Origin of the sequence: Streptomyces sp. NPDC050636, assembly GCF_040654775.1 — a bacterium.
GTDB lineage: Bacteria > Actinomycetota > Actinomycetes > Streptomycetales > Streptomycetaceae > Streptomyces.
The window spans coordinates 64,650-84,482 of sequence record NZ_JBFAIP010000007.1 but is presented as its reverse complement, the minus strand read 5'-3'; the positions used below and the strand labels follow the sequence as shown (position 1 = coordinate 84,482).

Here is a 19,833-nt window from a genome sequence, read left to right as displayed (position 1 = left end):
ACGATTTGATGGGATCTTCACCGCTATGAGCCGTTCCGCGCACCCCGCAGGGCCCCGGCACGCCGATGTGCTTCCCGAGGGCCACTACGCCGGGCCGCCCGCCGATCTCAACACCCTCGACCCGCTCGTCTGGTCCCGCACCGTCCGCCGCAATGCCGATGGTGCGGTGACGGTCGGCGGGCTCGACGTCGGCGCCCTCGCCGAGGAGTTTGGTACGCCCGCGTACTTCCTGGACGAGGACGACTTCCGGGCGCGCTGCCGTGCCTGGAAGGACGCCTTCGGGCCGGATGCCGATGTCTTCTACGCCGGTAAGGCGTTTCTGTCCCGGGCCATAGTGCGGTGGCTGAACGAAGAGGGGCTGAATCTCGACGTTTGTTCCGGCGGAGAGCTGGCCACGGCGCTCGCGGCGGGGATGCCCGCCGAGCGGATCGCGCTGCACGGGAACAACAAGAGCACGGAGGAGATCACCCGCGCCGTGGAAGCGGGGGTGGGCCGCATCGTGCTGGATTCGTTCCAGGAGATCGTGCGGGTCGCGCACATCGCGGAGCGGCTGGGCAAGCGGCAGCGGGTGCAGATCCGTGTCACGGTCGGCGTCGAGGCGCATACGCACGAGTTCATCGCGACCGCGCACGAGGACCAGAAGTTCGGGATCGCGCTGGCCGGCGGGCAGGCCGCGGAAGCGGTACGGCGGGCGCTGAAGCTGGACGGGCTGGAGCTCGTCGGGATTCATTCGCATATCGGGTCGCAGATTTTCGACATGGCGGGATTCGAGGTATCCGCCCGGCGCGTGGTGCAGCTGCTGACCGAAGTACGGGACGAGCACGGCGTCGAGCTGCCGGAGATCGATCTGGGCGGTGGGCTCGGCATCGCGTACACCTCGGAGGACGATCCGCGGGAGCCGCAGGAGATCGCCAAGGCGCTGTCCGAGATCGTGAGCAAGGAGTGCGCGTCCGCCGGTCTCGCCGTCCCCCGCCTCTCCGTCGAGCCGGGGCGGGCGATCGTCGGGCCGACCGCGTTCACGCTGTACGAGGTCGGCACCGTGAAGGAGCTTGAGGGGCTGCGGACGTATGTGTCCGTGGACGGCGGGATGTCGGACAACATCCGGACGGCGCTGTACGACGCGGAGTACAGCGTGGCACTCGTTTCGCGGACCTCGGATGCTGAGCCGATGCTGTCGCGGGTGGTCGGCAAGCACTGCGAGAGCGGGGACATCGTCGTACGCGATGCCTTCCTGCCCGCCGATGTGGCGCCGGGGGACCTGCTCGCGGTGCCGGCCACCGGCGCGTACTGCCGCTCCATGGCGAGCAACTACAACCATGCGCTGCGGCCGCCGGTCGTGGCGGTCAGGGACGGTGTGGCCAGGGTGATCATCCGGCGGGAGACGGAGGAAGATCTCCTGCGGTTGGATGTCGGGTAGGGGCCGATCCACGGGATGGTCCCCCGGATGAAATAAATGTCTCGGTATCCGGACGACGAACGGAAAGTGCCGTCCGGTGCGTGAGACTGGTGGATTACCAGGCATGAAATCGGGATCGATGAAAAGCAGAGGTCGAATGATGCGTACGCGTCCGCTGAAGGTGGCGCTCCTGGGCTGTGGTGTTGTCGGCTCAGAGGTGGCTCGCATCATGACGACGCACGCCGACGACCTCGCAGCCCGCATCGGCGCGCCCGTCGAGCTCGCCGGGATCGCCGTCCGCCGCCCCGACAGGGTGCGCGACGGCATCCCGGCAGAGCTCGTCACCACCGACGCGACGGCCCTCGTCAAACGCGGCGACATCGACGTCGTCATCGAGGTCATCGGCGGTATCGAGCCGGCCCGGGGGCTGATCACCACAGCTTTTGAGCACGGTGCGAGCGTGGTGTCCGCCAATAAGGCGCTGGTCGCCGCGGACGGTGCCGCGCTGCATGCCGCGGCCGAGGCCAATGGCGCGGACCTGTATTACGAGGCCGCCGTCGCGGGCGCGATCCCGCTGGTCCGGCCGCTGCGGGAATCGCTCGCCGGCGACAAGGTCAACCGCGTCCTCGGCATCGTCAACGGCACCACGAACTTCATTCTCGACAAGATGGACAGCAGCGGGGCCGGGTACAGCGAGGCGCTGGACGAGGCGACCGCGCTCGGTTACGCGGAAGCCGACCCGACCGCCGATGTCGAGGGCTTCGACGCCGCCGCCAAGGCCGCGATCCTGGCCGGTATCGCCTTCCACACCCGCGTCACCATCGACGATGTGCACCGCGAGGGGCTGACCGAGGTCACCGCCGCCGATATCGCCTCGGCCAAGCGGATGGGCTGTACGGTCAAGCTGCTCGCCATCTGCGAGCGGGCCGCGAACGGCGAGTCCGTCACCGCCCGGGTCCACCCGGCGATGATCCCGCTCAGCCACCCGCTGGCCTCCGTGCGCGAGGCGTACAACGCGGTCTTCATCGAGGCCGACGCGGCCGGCCAGCTGATGTTCTACGGCCCGGGAGCGGGCGGCTCACCGACCGCCTCCGCGGTCCTCGGTGACCTCGTCGCGGTCTGCCGCAACAAGGTCGCCGGAACGACCGGGCCGGGTGAATCCGCGTACACGGCCCTGCCTGTGAGCCCCATGGGCGAGGTCATCACGCGGTACCACATCAGTCTCGACGTGGCCGACAAACCCGGCGTTCTCGCGCAGGTCGCGACGGTCTTCGCCGAACACGGCGTATCGATCGATACGGTCCGTCAGCAGGGCAAGGACGGCGAGGCATCCCTCGTCGTCGTCACCCACCGAGCGGCCGACGCGGCCCTGTCGTCGACCGTCGGGGCACTGCGCGAGCTGGACACCGTTCGCGGTGTCGCCAGCATCATGCGGGTCGAAGGGGAGTAAAGGAACCCATGTCTGCCAATTCCACCGTGACCACGACAAGCCGTCAGTGGCGCGGAATCATCGAGGAATACCGTGACCGGCTCCCGGTCAGCGACACGACCGAGGTCGTCACCCTCCGGGAGGGCGGCACCCCCCTGGTACCGGCTCAGGTGCTCTCCGAGCGCACCGGCTGCGAGGTGCACCTCAAGGTCGAGGGTGCCAACCCCACCGGGTCGTTCAAGGACCGCGGGATGACGATGGCCATCACCCGGGCGAAGGAGGAGGGCGCCAAGGCGGTCATCTGCGCCTCCACCGGCAACACCTCCGCGTCGGCCGCCGCGTACGCGGTGCGGGCCGGCATGGTCTGCGCGGTGCTCGTCCCGCAGGGCAAGATCGCCCTCGGCAAGATGGGCCAGGCGCTGGTGCACGGCGCGAAGATCCTTCAGATCGACGGAAATTTCGACGACTGCCTGACGCTGGCGCGCGGTCTGTCCGAGAAGTACCCGGTCGCACTTGTGAACTCCGTTAACCCGGTGCGCATCGAGGGCCAGAAGACCGCCGCCTTCGAAATCGTCGACATGCTCGACGACGCGCCCGACATCCATGTGCTGCCCGTCGGCAACGCCGGCAACATCACCGCGTACTGGCGCGGCTACAAGGAGTACGCCGCCGACGGCATCTCCTCGCACACCCCGCGGATGTGGGGCTTCCAGGCCTCCGGCAGCGCGCCGATCGTGCGCGGAGAGGTCGTCAAGGACCCGCACACCATCGCCACCGCGATCCGGATCGGCAACCCCGCCTCGTGGGAGTTCGCCGAGCAGGCCCGGGACGAGTCCGGCGGCTTCATCGACGAGGTGACGGACCGTCAAATCCTCGCCGCCTACCGCCTGCTGGCCGCCCAGGAGGGTGTGTTCGTGGAGCCCGCCTCGGCTGCTTCCGTCGCCGGTCTGCTCAAGGCCGCCGAGCAGGGCAAGGTCGACCCGGGCCAGAAGATCGTCTGCACGGTCACCGGCAACGGCCTCAAGGACCCGGACTGGGCGGTGGCCGGAGCGCCGCAGCCGGTCACGGTCCCGATCGACGCGGACGTCGCGGCCGAGCACCTCGGCCTCGCGTAGCGCGTACGGAGCCACGGGCAGGTCCTGCCCGTACGGCGTGGGGTGCGGGGCGGCAGACGCCCCGCCACCCCTGTCCAGCAAAGTGTGCAAAGGCTGCAAAGGTCGGGGAAGGCAGTCTCGGGGCACAGGATGGCGGCGACACGCATCGTGCGCCTCCTGTGCGCCCTATGTCGCCACAGAACCTTCCTTCGATAGGCTGGAGCCAACTCCCCTCCCCACGGCATAACGCAGTGGTGTGCAGGGCAAGTCAGAACAGACCCCATGAGCCGGCCGGGCGCCTCGGCGCCGCGGTGTTCTGGGGCAGTACCGCAGCATCAATCAAGGAGAGTCATCGAGCGATGGCCGGTCCCGCGTTCCGCGCCGCCGCCGTCCGGGTGCGCACCCCCGCTACCAGCGCCAATCTCGGTCCCGGCTTCGATGCCCTGGGTCTGTCCTTGGGGCTGTACGACGATGTCGTGGTGCGGGTCGCCGACTCCGGTCTGCATGTCGACATCGCAGGTGAGGGGGCCGACACCCTCCCGCGCGACGAGAGCCACCTGCTCGTACGGTCCCTGCGCACGGCCTTCGAGGTGCTCGGCGGGCAGCCGCGCGGCCTGGAAATCGTCTGCGCCAACCGCATTCCGCACGGCCGCGGCCTGGGGTCGTCCTCGGCCGCCATCTGCGCCGGCATCGTCGCCGCCCGCGCCGTGACCATAGGCGCCGAGCAGAAGCTCGACGACGCCGCGCTGCTGGAGCTGGCCACCGAGATCGAGGGCCACCCCGACAATGTCGCCGCCTGTCTGCTGGGCGGATTCACGCTGGCCTGGATGGATACCGGATCCGCGCGGGCGATCCGGATGGATCCCGCCGAATCCATCGTTCCGGTGGTCTTCGTGCCCGGGAAGCCGGTGCTGACCGAGACCGCCCGCGGACTGCTGCCGCGTACCGTTCCGCATGTGGACGCCGCGGTCAACGCCGGCCGTGCCGCACTGCTCGTCGAGGCCCTGACCAGGCGCCCCGAGCTGCTGCTTGCCGCGACCGAGGACCGACTTCACCAGGAATACCGCGCCCCCGCGATGCCGGAGAGCGTGGCCCTGGTGAACCGACTGCGCGCGGACGGCGTCCCTGCAGTCATCTCCGGTGCGGGCCCGACGGTGCTCGCGCTGGTCGAAGAGGCCGCGGCCGACAAGGTCGCGGCGCTGGCGGGAGAGGGGTGGGCGGCCAACCGGCTGACCCTCGATGCGGCGGGCACCAGTGTGCTGCCGCTCGCCGGGTGATCACACGGAGTGATCGACGATTGCCGGTCTTAGAGAGGGGGAATGTTTGTTGGATCCGGTAGTGTTAACCTCAAGTCAGTACTCGACGCCAGTGTGGCGCGGTGCTTCGTGTCCCCCATCGGGACCACTTTCTTCCGGGAGCCTCCCAAACTGCTTGGAGCAATGGCCTGAGCAGTAGTGAGCACGCTCCGGAATTCGGCGTGACGAAGTCTCTCTGTTTCGCTCGCCGGAACCATGAATTGATCTTTCCGCCGTATCCGGCGGGACCACCGCCCCGGCTCCGGTCCGAAAGACCGAAGGACCACAGCCGGACAGCACAACCGGTCGCCGAGCCAGACAGGCCGACGCCCGCTCCAGGGAAGGACCCTTCGTGAGCGACACCACCGATCTGATGGGCGTGCGCACCGATGGCAGTGCCACCGCGCCCGCCACGGACGCTCCCGCCGCGCCTGCCACCGGTGCTGCCCCAGCCTCCCGGCGACGCCGTTCCGGTACCGGCCTTGACGGCATGGTCCTGGCGGAGCTGCAGCAGGTTGCCTCCGGCCTCGGCATCAAGGGCACCGCGCGGATGCGCAAGAGCCAGCTGATCGAGGTCATCAAGGAGAAGCAGGCCGGCGGCTCGGGTGCCGCGGCCAAGGCCGACGCGCCCGCCGACACCGAGACCAAGCCCAAGCGCCGTACGACCTCCAAGGCCCGCACCGGCGACGACGGCGCGGAGCGGCCTGCCGCCAAGGCCGCCAAGGCTGAAAAGGCCGAGAAGGCCGCGGCCCAGCAGCAGATCGAGATCCCCGGCCAGCCGGTGAGCGACGAGCAGCCGGCCGGCGAGCGCCGCCGGCGCCGGGCCACCGCCGCCGCGGGCAGCCCCGAGGCCGCTTCCGGCGACCTCAAGACCGACACCCAGGTCGAAGCGAGGACCGACACGACGACAGCCAAGGCGGACGCCAAGGCCGAGTCCGCGGTCGCCACGCAGGACACCGGCGAGGGCCGGCAGGCCAAGACCGGTGAGCGTCAGGACCGCGGCGAGCGCCAGGACCGCGGCCCGAAGGGCGACCGCGGGGACCGCGGCCAGCGCGGCCAGCGTGACCGTGACCGTGACCGTGACCGCCGCAAGGGCGACGCGGGCGACGGCGGCGGCCAGGGCGGAAACCGCCAGCGTGACCGCCGTGCCGAGGACGAGGACGACTTCGAGGGCGGCCGCCGTGGCCGTCGTGGCCGCTACCGCGACCGCCGCGGCCGCCGCGGTGGCCGCGAGGAGTTCGGCAACGAGCCGCAGGTCTCCGAGGACGACGTCCTGATCCCCGTCGCGGGCATCCTCGACATCCTCGACAACTACGCGTTCATCCGGACCTCCGGCTACCTGCCCGGTCCGAACGACGTGTACGTCTCGCTCGCCCAGGTCCGCAAGAACGGTCTGCGCAAGGGTGACCACGTCACCGGCGCGGTCCGCCAGCCCAAGGACGGCGAGCGGCGCGAGAAGTTCAACGCGCTGGTCCGGCTGGACACCGTCAACAGCGTGGCGCCCGAACAGGGCCGCCAGCGCGCGGAGTTCGGGAAGCTGACGCCGCTCTACCCGCAGGAGCGGCTGCGCCTGGAAGGCGAGTCGGGCGGCCTGACGACCCGGATCATCGACCTGGTCGCGCCGATCGGCAAGGGTCAGCGTGGTCTGATCGTGGCCCCGCCGAAGACCGGCAAGACCATGATCATGCAGGCGGTCGCCAACGCGATCACCCGCAACAACCCCGAGTGCCACCTGATGGTCGTCCTCGTCGACGAGCGGCCCGAAGAGGTCACCGACATGCAGCGGTCGGTCAAGGGCGAGGTCATCTCCTCGACCTTCGACCGCCCGGCCGAGGACCACACCACCGTCGCCGAGCTGGCCATCGAGCGGGCCAAGCGGCTCGTCGAGCTGGGTCATGACGTGGTCGTCCTGCTGGACTCCATCACCCGTCTGGGCCGCGCGTACAACCTCGCTGCCCCCGCCTCCGGCCGCATCCTGTCCGGTGGTGTCGACTCGACCGCGCTCTACCCGCCGAAGCGCTTCTTCGGTGCCGCGCGCAACATCGAGGACGGCGGTTCGCTGACCATCCTGGCCACCGCGCTGGTCGAGACCGGCTCGCGGATGGACGAGGTGATCTTCGAGGAGTTCAAGGGCACCGGCAACCTGGAGCTCAAGCTCGACCGCAAGCTCGCCGACAAGCGCATCTTCCCGGCGGTGGACGTCGACGGGTCCGGTACCCGTAAGGAAGAGATCCTGATGGGCAGCGACGAGCTGAGCGTCGTCTGGAAGCTCCGCCGGGTGCTGCACGCGCTGGACCAGCAGCAGGCCATCGAGCTGCTGCTGGACAAGATGAAGCAGACGAAGTCCAACGCGGAGTTCCTGCTCCAGATCCAGAAGACCACGCCGGGTATGGGCGGCAACGGCAACGACTGACGCCCGTAGCGACACACCCGAAGCCCTCCTCGCCCCTGTGGTGAGGAGGGCTTCGTGCTGCCCGCGTACCGCGGCCGTCCGGTGTGACCTGCGCCGCCCGCGGGCCCAGCCCGCCTGAGACGTTTCGCACAGGATCGCCGCCCGACCGCTGGATCCGGCCATGGCTGAAAACGGGTCGAAACCCCAGGTGAGAAGGACGGGAGCGGTGCACCGGCGCGCACCGGCGGCTCGTTTTTCTAAGAAAGGACTCATATTGCGCTGTGCAACCCTTCCGGTCGACCTCCCGTCTGACAAGGCGCAACAGCCGTGACAGCACGGAACACGGTGACGGCGAGGGGTAGCAGAGACAACGAGGACTGAGGAGCAGATGGCGGACAGCAACGGGACCAATACGGCCGGAAGCCGTGCCCGCGGCATACGGGCCACGGGCCGCCGGCGCAAGAGTCCGACCCGACGCCGCCGGGCCCTGACCATCGGCCTGTGCGCGGTGGTCAGCGCCGTACTGCTCGGTGGAGCGGGACTCGGCTACGTCTACTTCAAGCTCAACGGCAACCTCAAGGGCGTTGACATCAACGCCGCCCTCGGCCGCGACCGGCCGAAAAACGTCGACAACGGCTCGATGGACATCCTCGTGATGGGGTCCGACTCCCGGGCCGGCAAGAACGGGAAGTACGGCCGGGACGAGGGTGGCGCGCGCTCCGACACCGCGATGGTCCTGCACGTCTACAAGGGCCACAAGAAGGCCAGCGTCGTGAGCATCCCCCGCGACACCATGATCAAGCGGCCCGACTGCACCAAGGACGGCAAGGACGTCCCCGGTTCGCAGCGGGCGATGTTCAACACCGCCTACGAGGTCGGCGGCCCGGCCTGCGCCGTCAAGACCGTCGAGTCGATCAGCGGAATCCGTATGGACCACTTCATCGAGGTCGACTTCACGGGCTTCAAGAAGCTCATCGACGCGCTGGGCGGTGTGGAGATCACCACCACCAAGGCGATCGACGACGACAACAGTCATCTGCATCTGAAGCCCGGCAAGCACACCCTCGACGGCGAGGACTCGCTCGGTCTCGTACGGACCCGGCACGGCGTCCCCGGAGGCGACGGCAGCGACCTGGGCCGCATCCAACTGCAGCAGACCTTCATCAAGGCCCTGATGAACCAGGTCAAGAACGTCGGGGTGCTGACCAACCCCGCCAAGCTCTACGACGTCGCCGACACCGCCACCAAGGCCATCACCACCGACACCGACCTCAACTCGGTCGGCGAGCTGACCGGGCTGGCCAAGAGCCTGGGCGGCATCGGGTCGGACAACATCGACATGGTGACGCTGCCGGTGGCGTACGACAAGATCGACCCGGACCGGGTGCTGCCGATGGCCGAGCAGAGCAAGCAGGTCTGGGACGCACTGGAGAAGGACACGGACATTCCCAAGTCCGCGATCAAGGACTCCGCAGGTGACAAGGGCGGCACGGACACCTACGTGCACTAGGGCCCGGCCGGTGGATCAGGCCCGTCCCGGCGCCGGGGCCGGTGGGGGAATAGTTGCGGACGTACCCCGGTTTTGGGAGATACGGCGAGTCCTGGCAGACTGGACCGTCGGCCCCGGTTCACGTGACGCAATCCGCAGCACGACCCGGTGCACTCCCGAACCTAGGAGAATCCCTTGAAGCGCGACATCCACCCGGAGTACGTCGAGACCCAGGTCAGCTGCACCTGTGGCGCGTCGTTCACCACCCGTAGCACCGTTGCCGGCGGCAGCATCCGCGCCGACATCTGCTCCGAGTGCCACCCGTTCTACACGGGCAAGCAGAAGATCATGGACACGGGCGGCCGCGTGGCCCGCTTCGAGGCCCGCTTCGGCAAGGCTGCGGCTGCCAAGAAGTAGCGACCCGCAAGGCGCCGGTCTCCGGTCGCCCCTGTCCAGGGGGTGACCGGACCGGCGTCTTTATTTGCCGGGGGTCTGGGGCCCGCGGCCAAGACGCACATGACGCAGCCCCCAGACCCCGCAGCGTCGTCACAGGCCCGGTAGCCACAGCCAGCAGAGGAACCCAAGATGTTCGAGGCGGTCGAGGAACTGATCGGCGAGCACGCCGATCTTGAGAAGCGGCTGGCCGACCCCGCGGTCCACGCCGACCAGCGCGAGGCCACGCGGCTCAACAAGCGCTACTCCGAGCTGACCCCGATCATCACGACGTACCGCTCCTGGAAGCAGACCGGCGACGACATGGAGACCGCGCGCGAACTCGCCGCGGACGACCCGGACTTCGCCGACGAGGTCAAGGAACTCGACGTCCAGCGCGAGCACCTCACCGAGAAGCTGCGGCTGCTGCTCGTGCCCCGCGACCCCAGCGACGACAAGGACGTCATCCTGGAGGTCAAGGCCGGCGAGGGCGGCGAGGAGTCCGCGCTGTTCGCCGGCGACCTGCTGCGGATGTATCTGCGCTACGCCGAGCGGGCCGGCTGGAAGACCGAGATCCTCGAAGCCAACGAGTCCGACCTCGGTGGCTACAAGGACGTCCAGGTCGCCGTGAAGACCAAGGGCGGGGGCGGCGCGACCGAGCCCGGCCAGGGCGTCTGGGCGCGGCTGAAGTACGAGGGCGGGGTGCACCGCGTGCAGCGGGTGCCCGCCACCGAGTCGCAGGGCCGTATCCACACCTCCGCGGCCGGTGTGCTGGTCACGCCCGAGGCCGAGGAGGTCGAGGTCGAGATCGGCCCCAACGACCTGCGGATCGACGTCTACCGCTCCTCGGGCCCCGGCGGCCAGTCCGTCAACACCACCGACTCCGCGGTCCGCATCACGCACCTGCCCACCGGCATCGTCGTCTCCTGCCAGAACGAGAAGAGCCAGCTCCAGAACAAGGAGCAGGCGCTGCGCATCCTCCGCTCGCGGCTGCTGGCCGCCGCCCAGGAGGAGGCCGAGCGTGAGGCGTCGGACGCCCGGCGCAGCCAGGTGCGAACGGTCGACCGCTCGGAGCGCATCCGCACGTACAACTTCCCGGAAAACCGCATTTCGGACCACCGGGTCGGCTTCAAGGCGTACAACTTGGACCAGGTGCTCGACGGCGAGCTCGACCCGGTCATCCAGGCGTGCGTCGACGCCGACTCGGCCGCCAAGCTCGCCGCCGCACAGTAGGACCGCAACACCGTAGGACCCGCAACACCCGTAGGACCCGTAATACCCGCAAGACCCTGTACGTACCGGCTGGAGGAAGAGCGTGAACCTGCTGCTCGCCGAGGTGGCCCAGGCCACCCAGCGGCTGGCCGACGCCGGCGTGCCCTCTCCGCGCTTCGACGCGGAGGAGCTCGCCGCGCATGTGCACGGGGTCAAGCGGGGCGAACTGCACGCGGTCCCCGACGCGGACTTCGACGCCCGCTACTGGGAGGCCGTCGCCCGCCGCGAGGCGCGCGAGCCGCTCCAGCACATCACCGGCCGCGCCTTCTTCCGCTACCTCGAACTCGCCGTCGGGCCAGGGGTGTTCGTGCCCCGCCCGGAGACCGAGTCGGTGGTCGGCTGGGCGATAGACGCGGTGCGCGCCATGGACGTCGTCGAACCGCTGATCGTCGACCTGTGCACCGGCTCGGGCGCCATCGCGCTCGCCCTGGCGCAGGAGGTGCCGCGCTCGCGGGTGCACGCCGTGGAGCTGTCCGAAGAGGCCCTGCAGTACGCCCGCAAGAACGTCGAGGGGTCCCGCGTCGTTCTCCATCACGGCGATGCGCTGACCGCGCTTCCCGAACTGGACGGGCAGGTCGACCTGGTCGTCTCCAACCCGCCGTACATCCCGCTGACCGAGTGGGAGTACGTCGCGCCTGAGGCACGCGACCACGACCCCCAGCTCGCGCTGTTCTCGGGCGAGGACGGCCTGGACACCATCCGGGGCATCGAGCGGACCGCACACCGCCTGCTGCGGCCCGGCGGCGTCGTCGTCATCGAGCACGCCGACACCCAGGGCGGCCAGGTGCCGTGGATCTTCACCGAGGAGCGGGGCTGGGCGGATGCGGCCGACCACCCCGACCTGAACAAGAGGCCCCGCTTCGCCACCGCGCGCCGGGCGACGCCATGACGCGCACCACTGCCGTAACCGAAGCGTCCGACGCTTCCGATGTATCCGTTCCGCACGAGGAGGTTCGCTAATGGCACGGCGATACGACTGCAGCGACGCGACCGACCGCGCGACCGGTCTGCGCGAGGCCGCCTCGGCCGTCCGCCGCGGCGAGCTGGTCGTGCTGCCGACCGACACCGTCTACGGCGTCGGTGCGGACGCCTTCAGCGCCGAGGCCGTCAGCGACCTGCTGGAGGCCAAGGGGCGCGGGCGCGGTATGCCCACCCCGGTCCTTGTCGGATCCCCGAACACCCTGCACGGCCTGGTCACCGACTTCTCCGAGCTGGCCTGGGAGCTGGTCGACGCCTTCTGGCCCGGCGCGCTGACCCTCGTCGCCAACCACCAGCCGTCGCTGACCTGGGACCTGGGCGAGACCCGCGGCACGGTCGCGGTACGGATGCCGCTGCACCCCGTCGCGATCGAACTGCTCACCGACTTCGGCCCGATGGCCGTCTCCAGCGCCAACCTCACCGGCCACCCCTCCCCGCAGGACTGCGACGCCGCGCAGGAGATGCTCGGCGACTCGGTCTCCGTCTACCTCGACGGCGGCCCGACGCCCGCCGCCGTACCGTCCTCGATCGTCGATGTCACCGGAAAGGTCCCGGTGCTGCTGCGGGAGGGCGCGATCAGTGCGGAAGAGCTGCGCAAGGTGGTACCCGAGCTTGAGGTGGCCAATTGATGGCGCCCCTAGGGCGTGGCATAGCGGGACCAGGCGATGAACCCCTCCTCCCCCCGGCACCCCTCTTCCGGATCCTCCACGTCAGCACCGGCAACGTCTGCCGCTCGCCGATCACCGAGCGGCTGCACCGCCATGCCCTGGAACTGCGGCTCGGCGAGGCGCAGAGCGGCGGGCTGCTCGTGGAGAGCGCCGGCACCTGGGGCCACGAAGGCGCCCCCATGGAGGCCCACGCCGCGACGGTGTGCAGCGACTACGGCGCCGACCCGGGCGGGTTCATCGGCCGTGAGCTGCTGGACGAGCACGTCATCCGCGCCGACCTGGTGCTGACCGCGACCCGCGACCACCGCGCCCAGGTCATCTCGATGGGGCACTCCGCGGGACTGCGCACGTTCACGCTCAAGGAGTTCAACCGCCTGGTGCGGGCCATAGACCCCGCCACGCTGCCCGAGCCCGACCCGGAGCTGCCGGACGGCGGCCTGGTCGAGCGCGCCCGCGCGCTGGTCGGCGCCGCCGCCGCGCTGCGCGGCTGGCTGCTCGCGCCGAACCCGGAGTCCGACGAGGTCCACGACCCGTACGGCGCGCCCATCACCTTCTTCCGCTCCATCGGCGACGAGATCAACCAGGCGCTCGACCCGGTGGTCACGGCCCTCACGGGACTGCCGGCACGCGCGTAGGGTCTGGGGACGTTTCCGGGGGGTCCGGGGGCCGTGCGGCGCAGCCGTGGGAATCGCTTCCCCGGAAGCCACGAGCCGCCGCGCCCGATCGCGCCGCCGCGCCTACATTGGGACTACGTCCCCGTACGAGGCCCGGAGCAAGCGATGCCCGCTACCACCGCGTCACCCCGCAGCACCGCCTCATCCCACAGCGACCCCGACGCCACCGCCACCGAACCCGCCGGGGCCGAGACGATCGAGGACCGGGCGCGGGCGGCCGCCCGCGACGGCACCCAGCCGGCCGGTGTCCCCGACTTCGCCGCCCTCCTCTGCCAGGACCCCGAGATCGCCGGTGTGCTGCTCGGCGAGAGCGCCCGCCAGAGCGACGGCCTCCAGCTGATCGCCGCGGAGAACTTCACCTCGCCCGCGGTCCTCGCTGCCCTCGGCTCCCCGCTCGGCAACAAGTACGCCGAGGGATATCCGGGCGCCCGGCACCACGGCGGGTGCGAGATCGTCGACCTCGCCGAGCGGATCGCCGTCGAACGCGCCAAGGCCCTTTTCGGCGCCGAACACGCCAACGTCCAGGCCCACTCCGGGTCTTCGGCCGTACTGGCCGCCTACGCCGCCCTGCTGCGCCCCGGTGACACCGTCCTGGCGATGTCCCTGCCACACGGCGGGCACCTCACCCACGGATCGCCCGCCAACTTCTCCGGCCGCTGGTTCGACTTCGCCGGGTACGGCGTCGACGAGGAGTCCGGGCTCCTCGATTACGGCGCGATCCGCGCGCTCGCCCTGGAGCGCCGGCCCAAGGCCATCGTCTGCGGCTCGATCTCCTATCCGCGGCACGTGGACTACGCCGCGTTCCGCGATATCGCGGACGAGACCGGTGCCTATCTGATCGCGGATGTGGCGCACCCCATGGGGCTGATCGCCGGGGGAGCGGCGCCCAGTCCCGTCCCGTACGCCGATGTGGTGTGTGCCACCACCCACAAGGTGCTGCGGGGGCCGCGCGGCGGGATGATCCTGTGCGGCGCGAGGCTGGCCGAGCGGATCGACCGGGCGGTGTTCCCCTTCACCCAGGGGGGAGCCCAGATGAACGCGGTCGCCGCGAAGGCCGTCGCCTTCGGTGAGGCCGCCACCCCCGCCTTCAGCGCGTACGCCCATCAGGTGACGGCGAATGCCCGCGCGCTCGCCCAGGCGCTGGCCGAGCAGGGGCTGACGATCACCACCGGCGGTACCGACACCCATCTGATCACCGCGGACACCGCACCCCTCGGCCTGGACGCGCGGACCGCCCGGGGGCGGCTGGCGGCGGCCGGGATCGTGCTGGACACCTGCGCGCTGCCGTGCGAAGCAGCCGAGGAGGGCAGTCCGGGGGTTGCCGGCCTCGCCGCGCGCAGGACCGGTATCCGGCTGGGCACCGCCGCGGTGACGACCCAGGGGATGGGAGAGGGCGAGATGCGCCGGATCGCCGAGCTGATCGGGGCGGCGCTGCGCGAGGAGGGCGGGACCCGCACGGAGACCGTCGCATTGGTCCACCGGTTCCCGCCTTATCCCGATCGCGGCTGACGGCTGGAACCGTTCCCGGACGGCTTGCGTCTTCCTCTGTATTCACGGCTGTATTCACGGCCCGAGGCCAGACACGCATATGGTGTGTGGCTGTGATGGCCAGCTATACCAATGGGGCAGCCCGTGCGTGAATACCTGCTGACGCTGTGCGTCACGGCCGCGGTGACCTACCTGCTGACCGGGCCGGTGCGGAAGTTCGCGATCGCGGCCGGTGCGATGCCGGAGATCCGCGCGCGTGATGTGCACCGCGAGCCGACACCGCGGCTCGGCGGGATCGCGATGTTCGGCGGGCTGTGCGCGGGTCTCCTGGTCGCCTCGCACCTGACGAACCTGAAGAGCGTCTTCGAGCATTCCGACGAGCCGAAGGCGCTGCTCTCCGGCGCCGCCCTCATCTGGATCCTCGGTGTGCTGGACGACAAGTGGGGCGTGGACGCGCTGGTCAAGCTCGGTGGCCAGATGATCGCCGCGGGTGTGATGGTCCTCCAGGGGCTGACGATCCTGTGGATCCCGGTCCCCGGCGTCGGTACCGTCTCGCTGACCCCGATGCAGGGCACGCTGCTGACCGTCGCGCTGGTCGTGATCACCATCAATGCGGTGAATTTCGTCGACGGTCTGGACGGGCTGGCCTCCGGCATGGTGTGCATCGCCGCCGCGGCCTTCTTCATGTACGCGTACCGGATGTGGTTCGGCTACGGCATCGAGGCGGCCGCGCCCGCAACGCTGTTCTCGGTCGTTCTGATGGGCATGTGCCTGGGCTTCCTGCCGCACAACATGCACCCGGCGCGGATCTTCATGGGCGACTCGGGGTCGATGCTGATCGGCCTGGTGATGGCCGCCGGCGCGGTCTCGGTGACCGGCCAGGTCGACCCGGACCTGCTGGGCCAGAAGGCCGGTGGTCTCCGTGAGGCCACGCACGCGATGGTGCCGGTCTACATTCCGCTGCTGCTGCCGCTGACCGTTATCGCGGTTCCGGTCGCCGACCTGATCCTGGCGATCGTGCGGCGTACGTGGAACGGCCAGTCGCCGTTCGCCGCCGACCGGGGGCACCTCCACCACCGGCTGCTGGAGATCGGTCACTCGCACAGCCGCGCGGTGCTGATCATGTACTTCTGGTCGGCGCTGATCGCCTTCGGCGCGGTCGCCTATTCCGTGAACAACGCCAGCATGTGGATCGTGCTGGGCATCGTGCTGCTGAGCGCGGTGGGTCTGGTGCTGCTCCTGCTGCCGCGCTTCACGCCGCGGGCCCCGCGCTGGGCGGAGTGGATGGTTCCGCCGCGCTACCGCAGGGTCGTACGCGAGCCGGTGGCGGGTGCCGAGGGGGCGGACGGCGAGAGCACGGTGAGCGTGGGCGGGCAGGCCGGCGACGCGGAGCCCGAGCAGGTCCCCGGGGGCCTCCATGGTGCCACCGCGATCGGCGACCGGTCACGCTTCGTGGACCGCCGTAAGGCGGACAGTCATCGCTGAACCGGCGGTACGACCGGCACGTCGCGTGTCTCGAACCGGGGCGGTTGACCTCATACCAGACAAATGTCGAGCCGTCAGTGCACCAACGCGCACGTTCACGCTCAGGTGTGACAGGTAGCACACGAACCAGGTAAAGACCTCATCAAATAGTTTGTGATACCGTTCACGAAACCCGGCGGCAGAGCCGAAGGACCGTAGTGCGACGGCCCTTTGGGCTCAGGTTCAACCTCACGCCGGGTTTACGCTCGTCCCTGACGACACCACCCCCACCCCTTGCCGGAGCGCCGCTATGCAGTCGAATGACGCCCGACTACTCCTTCACGCCGTTGTGCCCACACTCGCCATCGGCGTCGTCGCCGTTTCCGTGAGTGCTGTGGTCGCAGGCGTGCCAGGAGCGATCGGCGCCGTCGTCGGCACCGCGCTGGTGGTGCTCGTGATGGGCGCCGGGCTCGCCGTCCTGCAACACACCGCGCGGAGTTATCCGCAGCTGTTCCAGATGATGGGGCTGCTGCTCTACACGGTGCAGATCCTGCTTGTCGCGGTCTTCTTGATGGTGTTCCAGGACACCACGCTCTTCGACACGAAGGCATTCGCGTTCACTTTGCTGGGCGCCACCCTCGTATGGATCGCGGCACAGACCCGTGGTCATATGAAGGCAAAGATTCTGTACGTGGACCCCGACTCCGCAGACGCCAAGAAGGCGGAGACGGCGGGGTCGCCGACGTGACACGTAGGGCCGGAATAAATGCCCTCATGCGGGCCTGCTATCGTCCGGTGCCAACTGCGGCACAGATGGCGCAGGCGGCTGAGCTCCCGAGTTCCACGCGATGGAACGGGCAGTTCTCGCGGCCGATGCCTGTGATCCGGCCCGGCCCAGCGTCGGCCCGCCGCCCCCAAATCCGTAAGACCAGTCCAGTGCCGCACCGTGGCTCAACGCCGCGCCGACACAACGAGGTTGCCGTACCCATGCGCCACGCTGAAGGAGCTCGCGGTGAGTGCTGAAACGATGCTCGCCTTCGAGACCGACTGCCACATCTTTTCCGGGTGCGGCTTCCCTGCTCCCGGGCTTCATTCGTTCGTCTTTGAGCCGCTGTTCACCATCAACGGCTTCGAGTTCAACAAGGTCATGCTGCTGGCACTGCTCAGCACCGTCGTGGTCGTGTGGTTCTTCTGGGCGGCGTTCGGCAAGGCCAAGGTGGTCCCGGGCAAACTGCAGATGATCGGCGAAGCGGGTTATGACTTCGTGCGCCGCGGGATCGTCTACGACGCGCTCGGGAAAAAGGAGGGCGAGAAGTACGTCCCCTTCATGGTCGCGCTGTTCTTCTTCGTCTGGATCATGAACATCTGGTCGATCGTCCCGATCGCCCAGTTCCCGGTGACGTCGATCATCGCCTTCCCGGCCGGTCTCGCCGGCATCGTCTACGTCACGTGGGTCACCCTGACCTTCAAGAGGCACGGCTTCGTCGGCGCGCTGAAGAACTTCAGCGGCTACGACAAGTCGCTCGGCGCGGTCCTGCCGATGCTGATCGTCATCGAGCTTCTCTCGAACCTGATCATCCGGCCCTTCACTCACGCGGTCCGGCTCTTCGCGAACATGTTCGCCGGCCACCTCCTGCTGCTGATGTTCACGATCGCCACCTGGTACCTGCTGAACGGATTCGGCGTGGTCTACGCCGGCGCCTCGTTCATCATGACCATCCTGCTGACCGCGTTCGAGCTGTTCATCCAGGCCGTCCAGGCGTACGTCTTCGTGCTCCTGACCGCGAACTACCTCCAGGGCGCGCTCGCCGAGCACCACTGAGCCCTGATTCCCCAGCCCCTATAGACGCCCGGTGGCCAACCCCCACCGGTCCGTGAAAGAGAAGGAAGTAACGGCATGTCCGCTGCTCTCGAGACTGTCAACCTCGCCGCCGGTGTCACCGGCAACCTCGGCTCGATCGGTTACGGCCTCGCCGCGATCGGCCCCGGCGTCGGCGTCGGCATCATCTTCGGTAACGGCACCCAGGCCCTCGCCCGTCAGCCCGAGGCTGCCGGCCTGATCCGCACCAACCAGATCATGGGTTTCGCCTTCTGTGAGGCGCTCGCCCTGATTGGCATCGTCATGGGCTTCCTCTTCAAGGCCTGACGGACTGCTGCAATCACCGACAGACGGAAGGCATTGATGTGAACGCCCTGGGCTTCAACATGGCGGCGGAGGTTCCTGAGAACCCCCTGATCCCGCCGATTCCAGAGCTTGTCATCGGCCTGATCGCCTTCTTCATCGTCTTCGCCTTCCTCGCCAAGAAGCTTCTCCCGAACATCAACAAGGTTCTGGACGAGCGCCACGCGGCGATCGAAGGCGGGATGAAGAAGGCCGATGACGCGATGGCCGAGGCGCAGCAGGTGCTCGACGAGTACCGGACGCAGCTCGCCGACGCCCGCCATGAGGCCGCGCGACTGCGCCAGGAGGCGCAGGAGCAGGGCGCGACCCTCATCGCCGAGATGCGCGCCGAGGGCCAGCGGCAGCGTGAAGAGATCATCGCTGCCGGTCACGCCCAGATCGAGGCCGACCGTAAGGCGGCCGCGCAGTCGCTGCGTCAGGACGTGGGCAAGCTCGCCACCGACCTGGCCGGCAAGCTCGTCGGCGAGTCCCTTGAGGACCACGCCCGGCAGAGCCGGACCATCGACCGCTTCCTCGACGAGATCGAGGCCCAGGCGGCGTCGGACGCGACGAAGGCTGAGGCCGGCCGATGAACGGAGCGAGCCGCGAGGCACTCGCCTCCGCACGCGAGCGTTTCGACGCGCTGACGGACGACACCTCCGTCGACGCGGCGAAGCTCGCCGAGGAGCTGGCTGCCGTCACCGCTCTGCTCGACCGCGAGGCGTCGCTGCGTCGGGTCCTGACCGACCCGGCGCAGGCCGGCGAGGCGCGAGCCGAGCTGGCCGGGCGGCTGCTCGGCAACCAGGTCGGCGGCCCGGCCCTCGAACTGGTCACCGGCATGGTCCGCTCCCGCTGGTCGCGTTCGCGCGACCTGCCGGACGCGATCGAGGAGCTGTCCTACAGCGCCGAGCTCGTCGTGGCGCAGCGGGCCGGCAGGCTCGACGACGTCGAGGACGAGGTGTTCCGGTTCGGCCGGATCGTCGCCTCGGCCGGGGAGCTGCGCAGGGCGCTGACCGACCAGAACGCGACGGTCGCCGCCAAGACGGAGCTGCTGCACTCGCTGCTGGGCGGCCGGGCCAACCCGGTCACCGAGCGGCTGGTGATCCGTCTCGTCGGACACCCGAGGGGCCGTAGCCTGGAAGCAGGGCTCGACGCCCTCGCCAAGCTCGCGGCGAGCCGCCGGGGCCGGACGATCGCGGTGGTCACCTCCGCGGTGCCCCTCAGTGAAGGGCAGCGGGAGCGCCTCGGTGCTGCGCTGACCGAGCTGTACGGACGGCAGATCCACCTGAACCTCGACGTGGACCCCGAGGTCCTCGGCGGGCTCCAGGTCCGGGTCGGCGACGAGGTCATCAACGGGACCATCGCGGAGCGCCTCGACGAGGCGTCCCGGCGGATGGCCGGCTGACCCAGCCACCAACTCAAGAGCTGCACAACCGGCGGTCGGACGCCGGGCCAGCCGGCCGGACCGAGAGGTCCGGCTGCGGTCCGGAAGAAGCCCCGGCGACACAGCACAAGCATGACGGCGGCCCGAGTTGGGCCGTAAGCGGAAACCCCCTGAGGGGCACCCCCTCAGACACCCGCAAGTAACTTCGGGCCCAACA

General features: G+C 69.4%; 18 protein-coding genes. All 18 read left to right on the top strand.

From position 1 onward, the window contains the following. The first annotated feature begins 25 nt into the window (after positions 1–25). The 18 genes from lysA to AB0I10_RS09745 all read left to right on the top strand — a co-directional run bounded on the left by lysA (position 26) and on the right by AB0I10_RS09745 (position 19,637). Entirely contained in the window at positions 26–1,417 is a 1,392-nt protein-coding gene (lysA, locus tag AB0I10_RS09830; RefSeq protein ID WP_363151844.1) for a diaminopimelate decarboxylase, read from the top strand. A gap of 136 nt (positions 1,418–1,553) precedes the next feature. Then, positions 1,554–2,846, top strand: coding sequence for a homoserine dehydrogenase (locus AB0I10_RS09825; protein ID WP_363151843.1), 1,293 nt, complete (start codon positions 1,554–1,556; stop codon positions 2,844–2,846). A gap of 8 nt (positions 2,847–2,854) precedes the next feature. Beyond that, a complete protein-coding gene (gene thrC, locus AB0I10_RS09820) occupies positions 2,855–3,940 on the top strand; it encodes a threonine synthase (protein ID WP_363151842.1) in 1,086 nt (361 codons plus the stop codon). A 338-nt stretch (positions 3,941–4,278) separates the two neighbouring features. Further along, complete coding sequence (thrB, locus tag AB0I10_RS09815; RefSeq protein WP_363151841.1) at positions 4,279–5,196, top strand: homoserine kinase; 918 nt, start codon at positions 4,279–4,281, stop codon at positions 5,194–5,196. Positions 5,197–5,566: 370 nt separating this feature from the next. After that, positions 5,567–7,627 (top strand): transcription termination factor Rho, encoded by a 2,061-nt coding sequence (gene rho / locus AB0I10_RS09810; protein WP_363151840.1) that lies wholly within the window; start codon positions 5,567–5,569, stop codon positions 7,625–7,627. A 367-nt stretch (positions 7,628–7,994) separates the two neighbouring features. Continuing rightward, complete coding sequence (locus AB0I10_RS09805; RefSeq protein ID WP_363151839.1) at positions 7,995–9,116, top strand: LCP family protein; 1,122 nt, start codon at positions 7,995–7,997, stop codon at positions 9,114–9,116. Positions 9,117–9,290: 174 nt separating this feature from the next. After that, positions 9,291–9,512 carry a 50S ribosomal protein L31 gene (gene rpmE, locus AB0I10_RS09800; RefSeq protein WP_136742604.1) on the top strand — a complete coding sequence of 74 codons (222 nt, stop codon included), beginning with the start codon at positions 9,291–9,293 and terminating at the stop codon, positions 9,510–9,512. A gap of 168 nt (positions 9,513–9,680) precedes the next feature. Continuing rightward, entirely contained in the window at positions 9,681–10,760 is a 1,080-nt protein-coding gene (prfA, locus tag AB0I10_RS09795) for a peptide chain release factor 1 (protein WP_363151838.1), read from the top strand. 82 nt (positions 10,761–10,842) lie between these two features. After that, on the top strand, positions 10,843–11,688 hold the full coding sequence (gene prmC / locus AB0I10_RS09790; protein ID WP_363151837.1) for a peptide chain release factor N(5)-glutamine methyltransferase: 846 nt from the start codon (positions 10,843–10,845) through the stop codon (positions 11,686–11,688). Positions 11,689–11,758: 70 nt separating this feature from the next. Continuing rightward, complete coding sequence (locus AB0I10_RS09785; protein WP_363151836.1) at positions 11,759–12,406, top strand: L-threonylcarbamoyladenylate synthase; 648 nt, start codon at positions 11,759–11,761, stop codon at positions 12,404–12,406. Continuing rightward, positions 12,406–13,080: a protein-tyrosine-phosphatase gene (locus AB0I10_RS09780; protein WP_363151835.1), complete on the top strand. Its 675-nt coding sequence runs from the start codon at positions 12,406–12,408 to the stop codon at positions 13,078–13,080. The genes AB0I10_RS09785 and AB0I10_RS09780 overlap by 1 nt, the downstream gene beginning before the upstream one ends. Before the next feature lie 144 nt (positions 13,081–13,224). Beyond that, positions 13,225–14,628, top strand: coding sequence for a serine hydroxymethyltransferase (gene glyA, locus AB0I10_RS09775; protein ID WP_363151834.1), 1,404 nt, complete (start codon positions 13,225–13,227; stop codon positions 14,626–14,628). A gap of 111 nt (positions 14,629–14,739) precedes the next feature. Beyond that, positions 14,740–16,092 (top strand): MraY family glycosyltransferase, encoded by a 1,353-nt coding sequence (locus tag AB0I10_RS09770; RefSeq protein WP_363151833.1) that lies wholly within the window; start codon positions 14,740–14,742, stop codon positions 16,090–16,092. A gap of 289 nt (positions 16,093–16,381) precedes the next feature. Next, complete coding sequence (locus AB0I10_RS09765) at positions 16,382–16,819, top strand: hypothetical protein (RefSeq protein WP_363151832.1); 438 nt, start codon at positions 16,382–16,384, stop codon at positions 16,817–16,819. Positions 16,820–17,098: 279 nt separating this feature from the next. Beyond that, positions 17,099–17,893, top strand: coding sequence for a F0F1 ATP synthase subunit A (atpB, locus tag AB0I10_RS09760; RefSeq protein WP_363151956.1), 795 nt, complete (start codon positions 17,099–17,101; stop codon positions 17,891–17,893). Positions 17,894–17,968: 75 nt separating this feature from the next. After that, positions 17,969–18,217, top strand: a complete 249-nt coding sequence (gene atpE / locus AB0I10_RS09755; RefSeq protein WP_018087389.1) for an ATP synthase F0 subunit C — start codon at positions 17,969–17,971, stop codon at positions 18,215–18,217. 38 nt (positions 18,218–18,255) lie between these two features. Further along, positions 18,256–18,825, top strand: a complete 570-nt coding sequence (locus AB0I10_RS09750) for a F0F1 ATP synthase subunit B (protein WP_363151831.1) — start codon at positions 18,256–18,258, stop codon at positions 18,823–18,825. Then, a complete protein-coding gene (locus tag AB0I10_RS09745; protein WP_363151830.1) occupies positions 18,822–19,637 on the top strand; it encodes a F0F1 ATP synthase subunit delta in 816 nt (271 codons plus the stop codon). The genes AB0I10_RS09750 and AB0I10_RS09745 overlap by 4 nt, the downstream gene beginning before the upstream one ends. Positions 19,638–19,833: the final 196 nt, after the last annotated feature.

Excerpts from the sequence above, each read along its gene's own strand:
- thrC (WP_363151842.1), top strand. The coding sequence starts at position 2,855 with ATGTCTGCCAATTCCACCGTGACCACGACAAGCCGTCAGTGGCGCGGA.
- AB0I10_RS09785 (WP_363151836.1), top strand. The coding sequence starts at position 11,759 with ATGGCACGGCGATACGACTGCAGCGACGCGACCGACCGCGCGACCGGT.
- atpB (WP_363151956.1), top strand. The coding sequence starts at position 17,099 with ATGCTCGCCTTCGAGACCGACTGCCACATCTTTTCCGGGTGCGGCTTC.
- glyA (WP_363151834.1), top strand. The coding sequence starts at position 13,225 with ATGCCCGCTACCACCGCGTCACCCCGCAGCACCGCCTCATCCCACAGC.
- AB0I10_RS09765 (WP_363151832.1), top strand. The coding sequence starts at position 16,382 with ATGCAGTCGAATGACGCCCGACTACTCCTTCACGCCGTTGTGCCCACA.
- AB0I10_RS09805 (WP_363151839.1), top strand. The coding sequence starts at position 7,995 with ATGGCGGACAGCAACGGGACCAATACGGCCGGAAGCCGTGCCCGCGGC.
- AB0I10_RS09825 (WP_363151843.1), top strand. The coding sequence starts at position 1,554 with ATGATGCGTACGCGTCCGCTGAAGGTGGCGCTCCTGGGCTGTGGTGTT.
- lysA (WP_363151844.1), top strand. The coding sequence starts at position 26 with ATGAGCCGTTCCGCGCACCCCGCAGGGCCCCGGCACGCCGATGTGCTT.
- AB0I10_RS09770 (WP_363151833.1), top strand. The coding sequence starts at position 14,740 with ATGGGGCAGCCCGTGCGTGAATACCTGCTGACGCTGTGCGTCACGGCC.
- AB0I10_RS09780 (WP_363151835.1), top strand. The coding sequence starts at position 12,406 with ATGGCGCCCCTAGGGCGTGGCATAGCGGGACCAGGCGATGAACCCCTC.
- thrB (WP_363151841.1), top strand. The coding sequence starts at position 4,279 with ATGGCCGGTCCCGCGTTCCGCGCCGCCGCCGTCCGGGTGCGCACCCCC.
- AB0I10_RS09745 (WP_363151830.1), top strand. The coding sequence starts at position 18,822 with ATGAACGGAGCGAGCCGCGAGGCACTCGCCTCCGCACGCGAGCGTTTC.
- atpE (WP_018087389.1), top strand. The coding sequence starts at position 17,969 with ATGTCCGCTGCTCTCGAGACTGTCAACCTCGCCGCCGGTGTCACCGGC.
- prfA (WP_363151838.1), top strand. The coding sequence starts at position 9,681 with ATGTTCGAGGCGGTCGAGGAACTGATCGGCGAGCACGCCGATCTTGAG.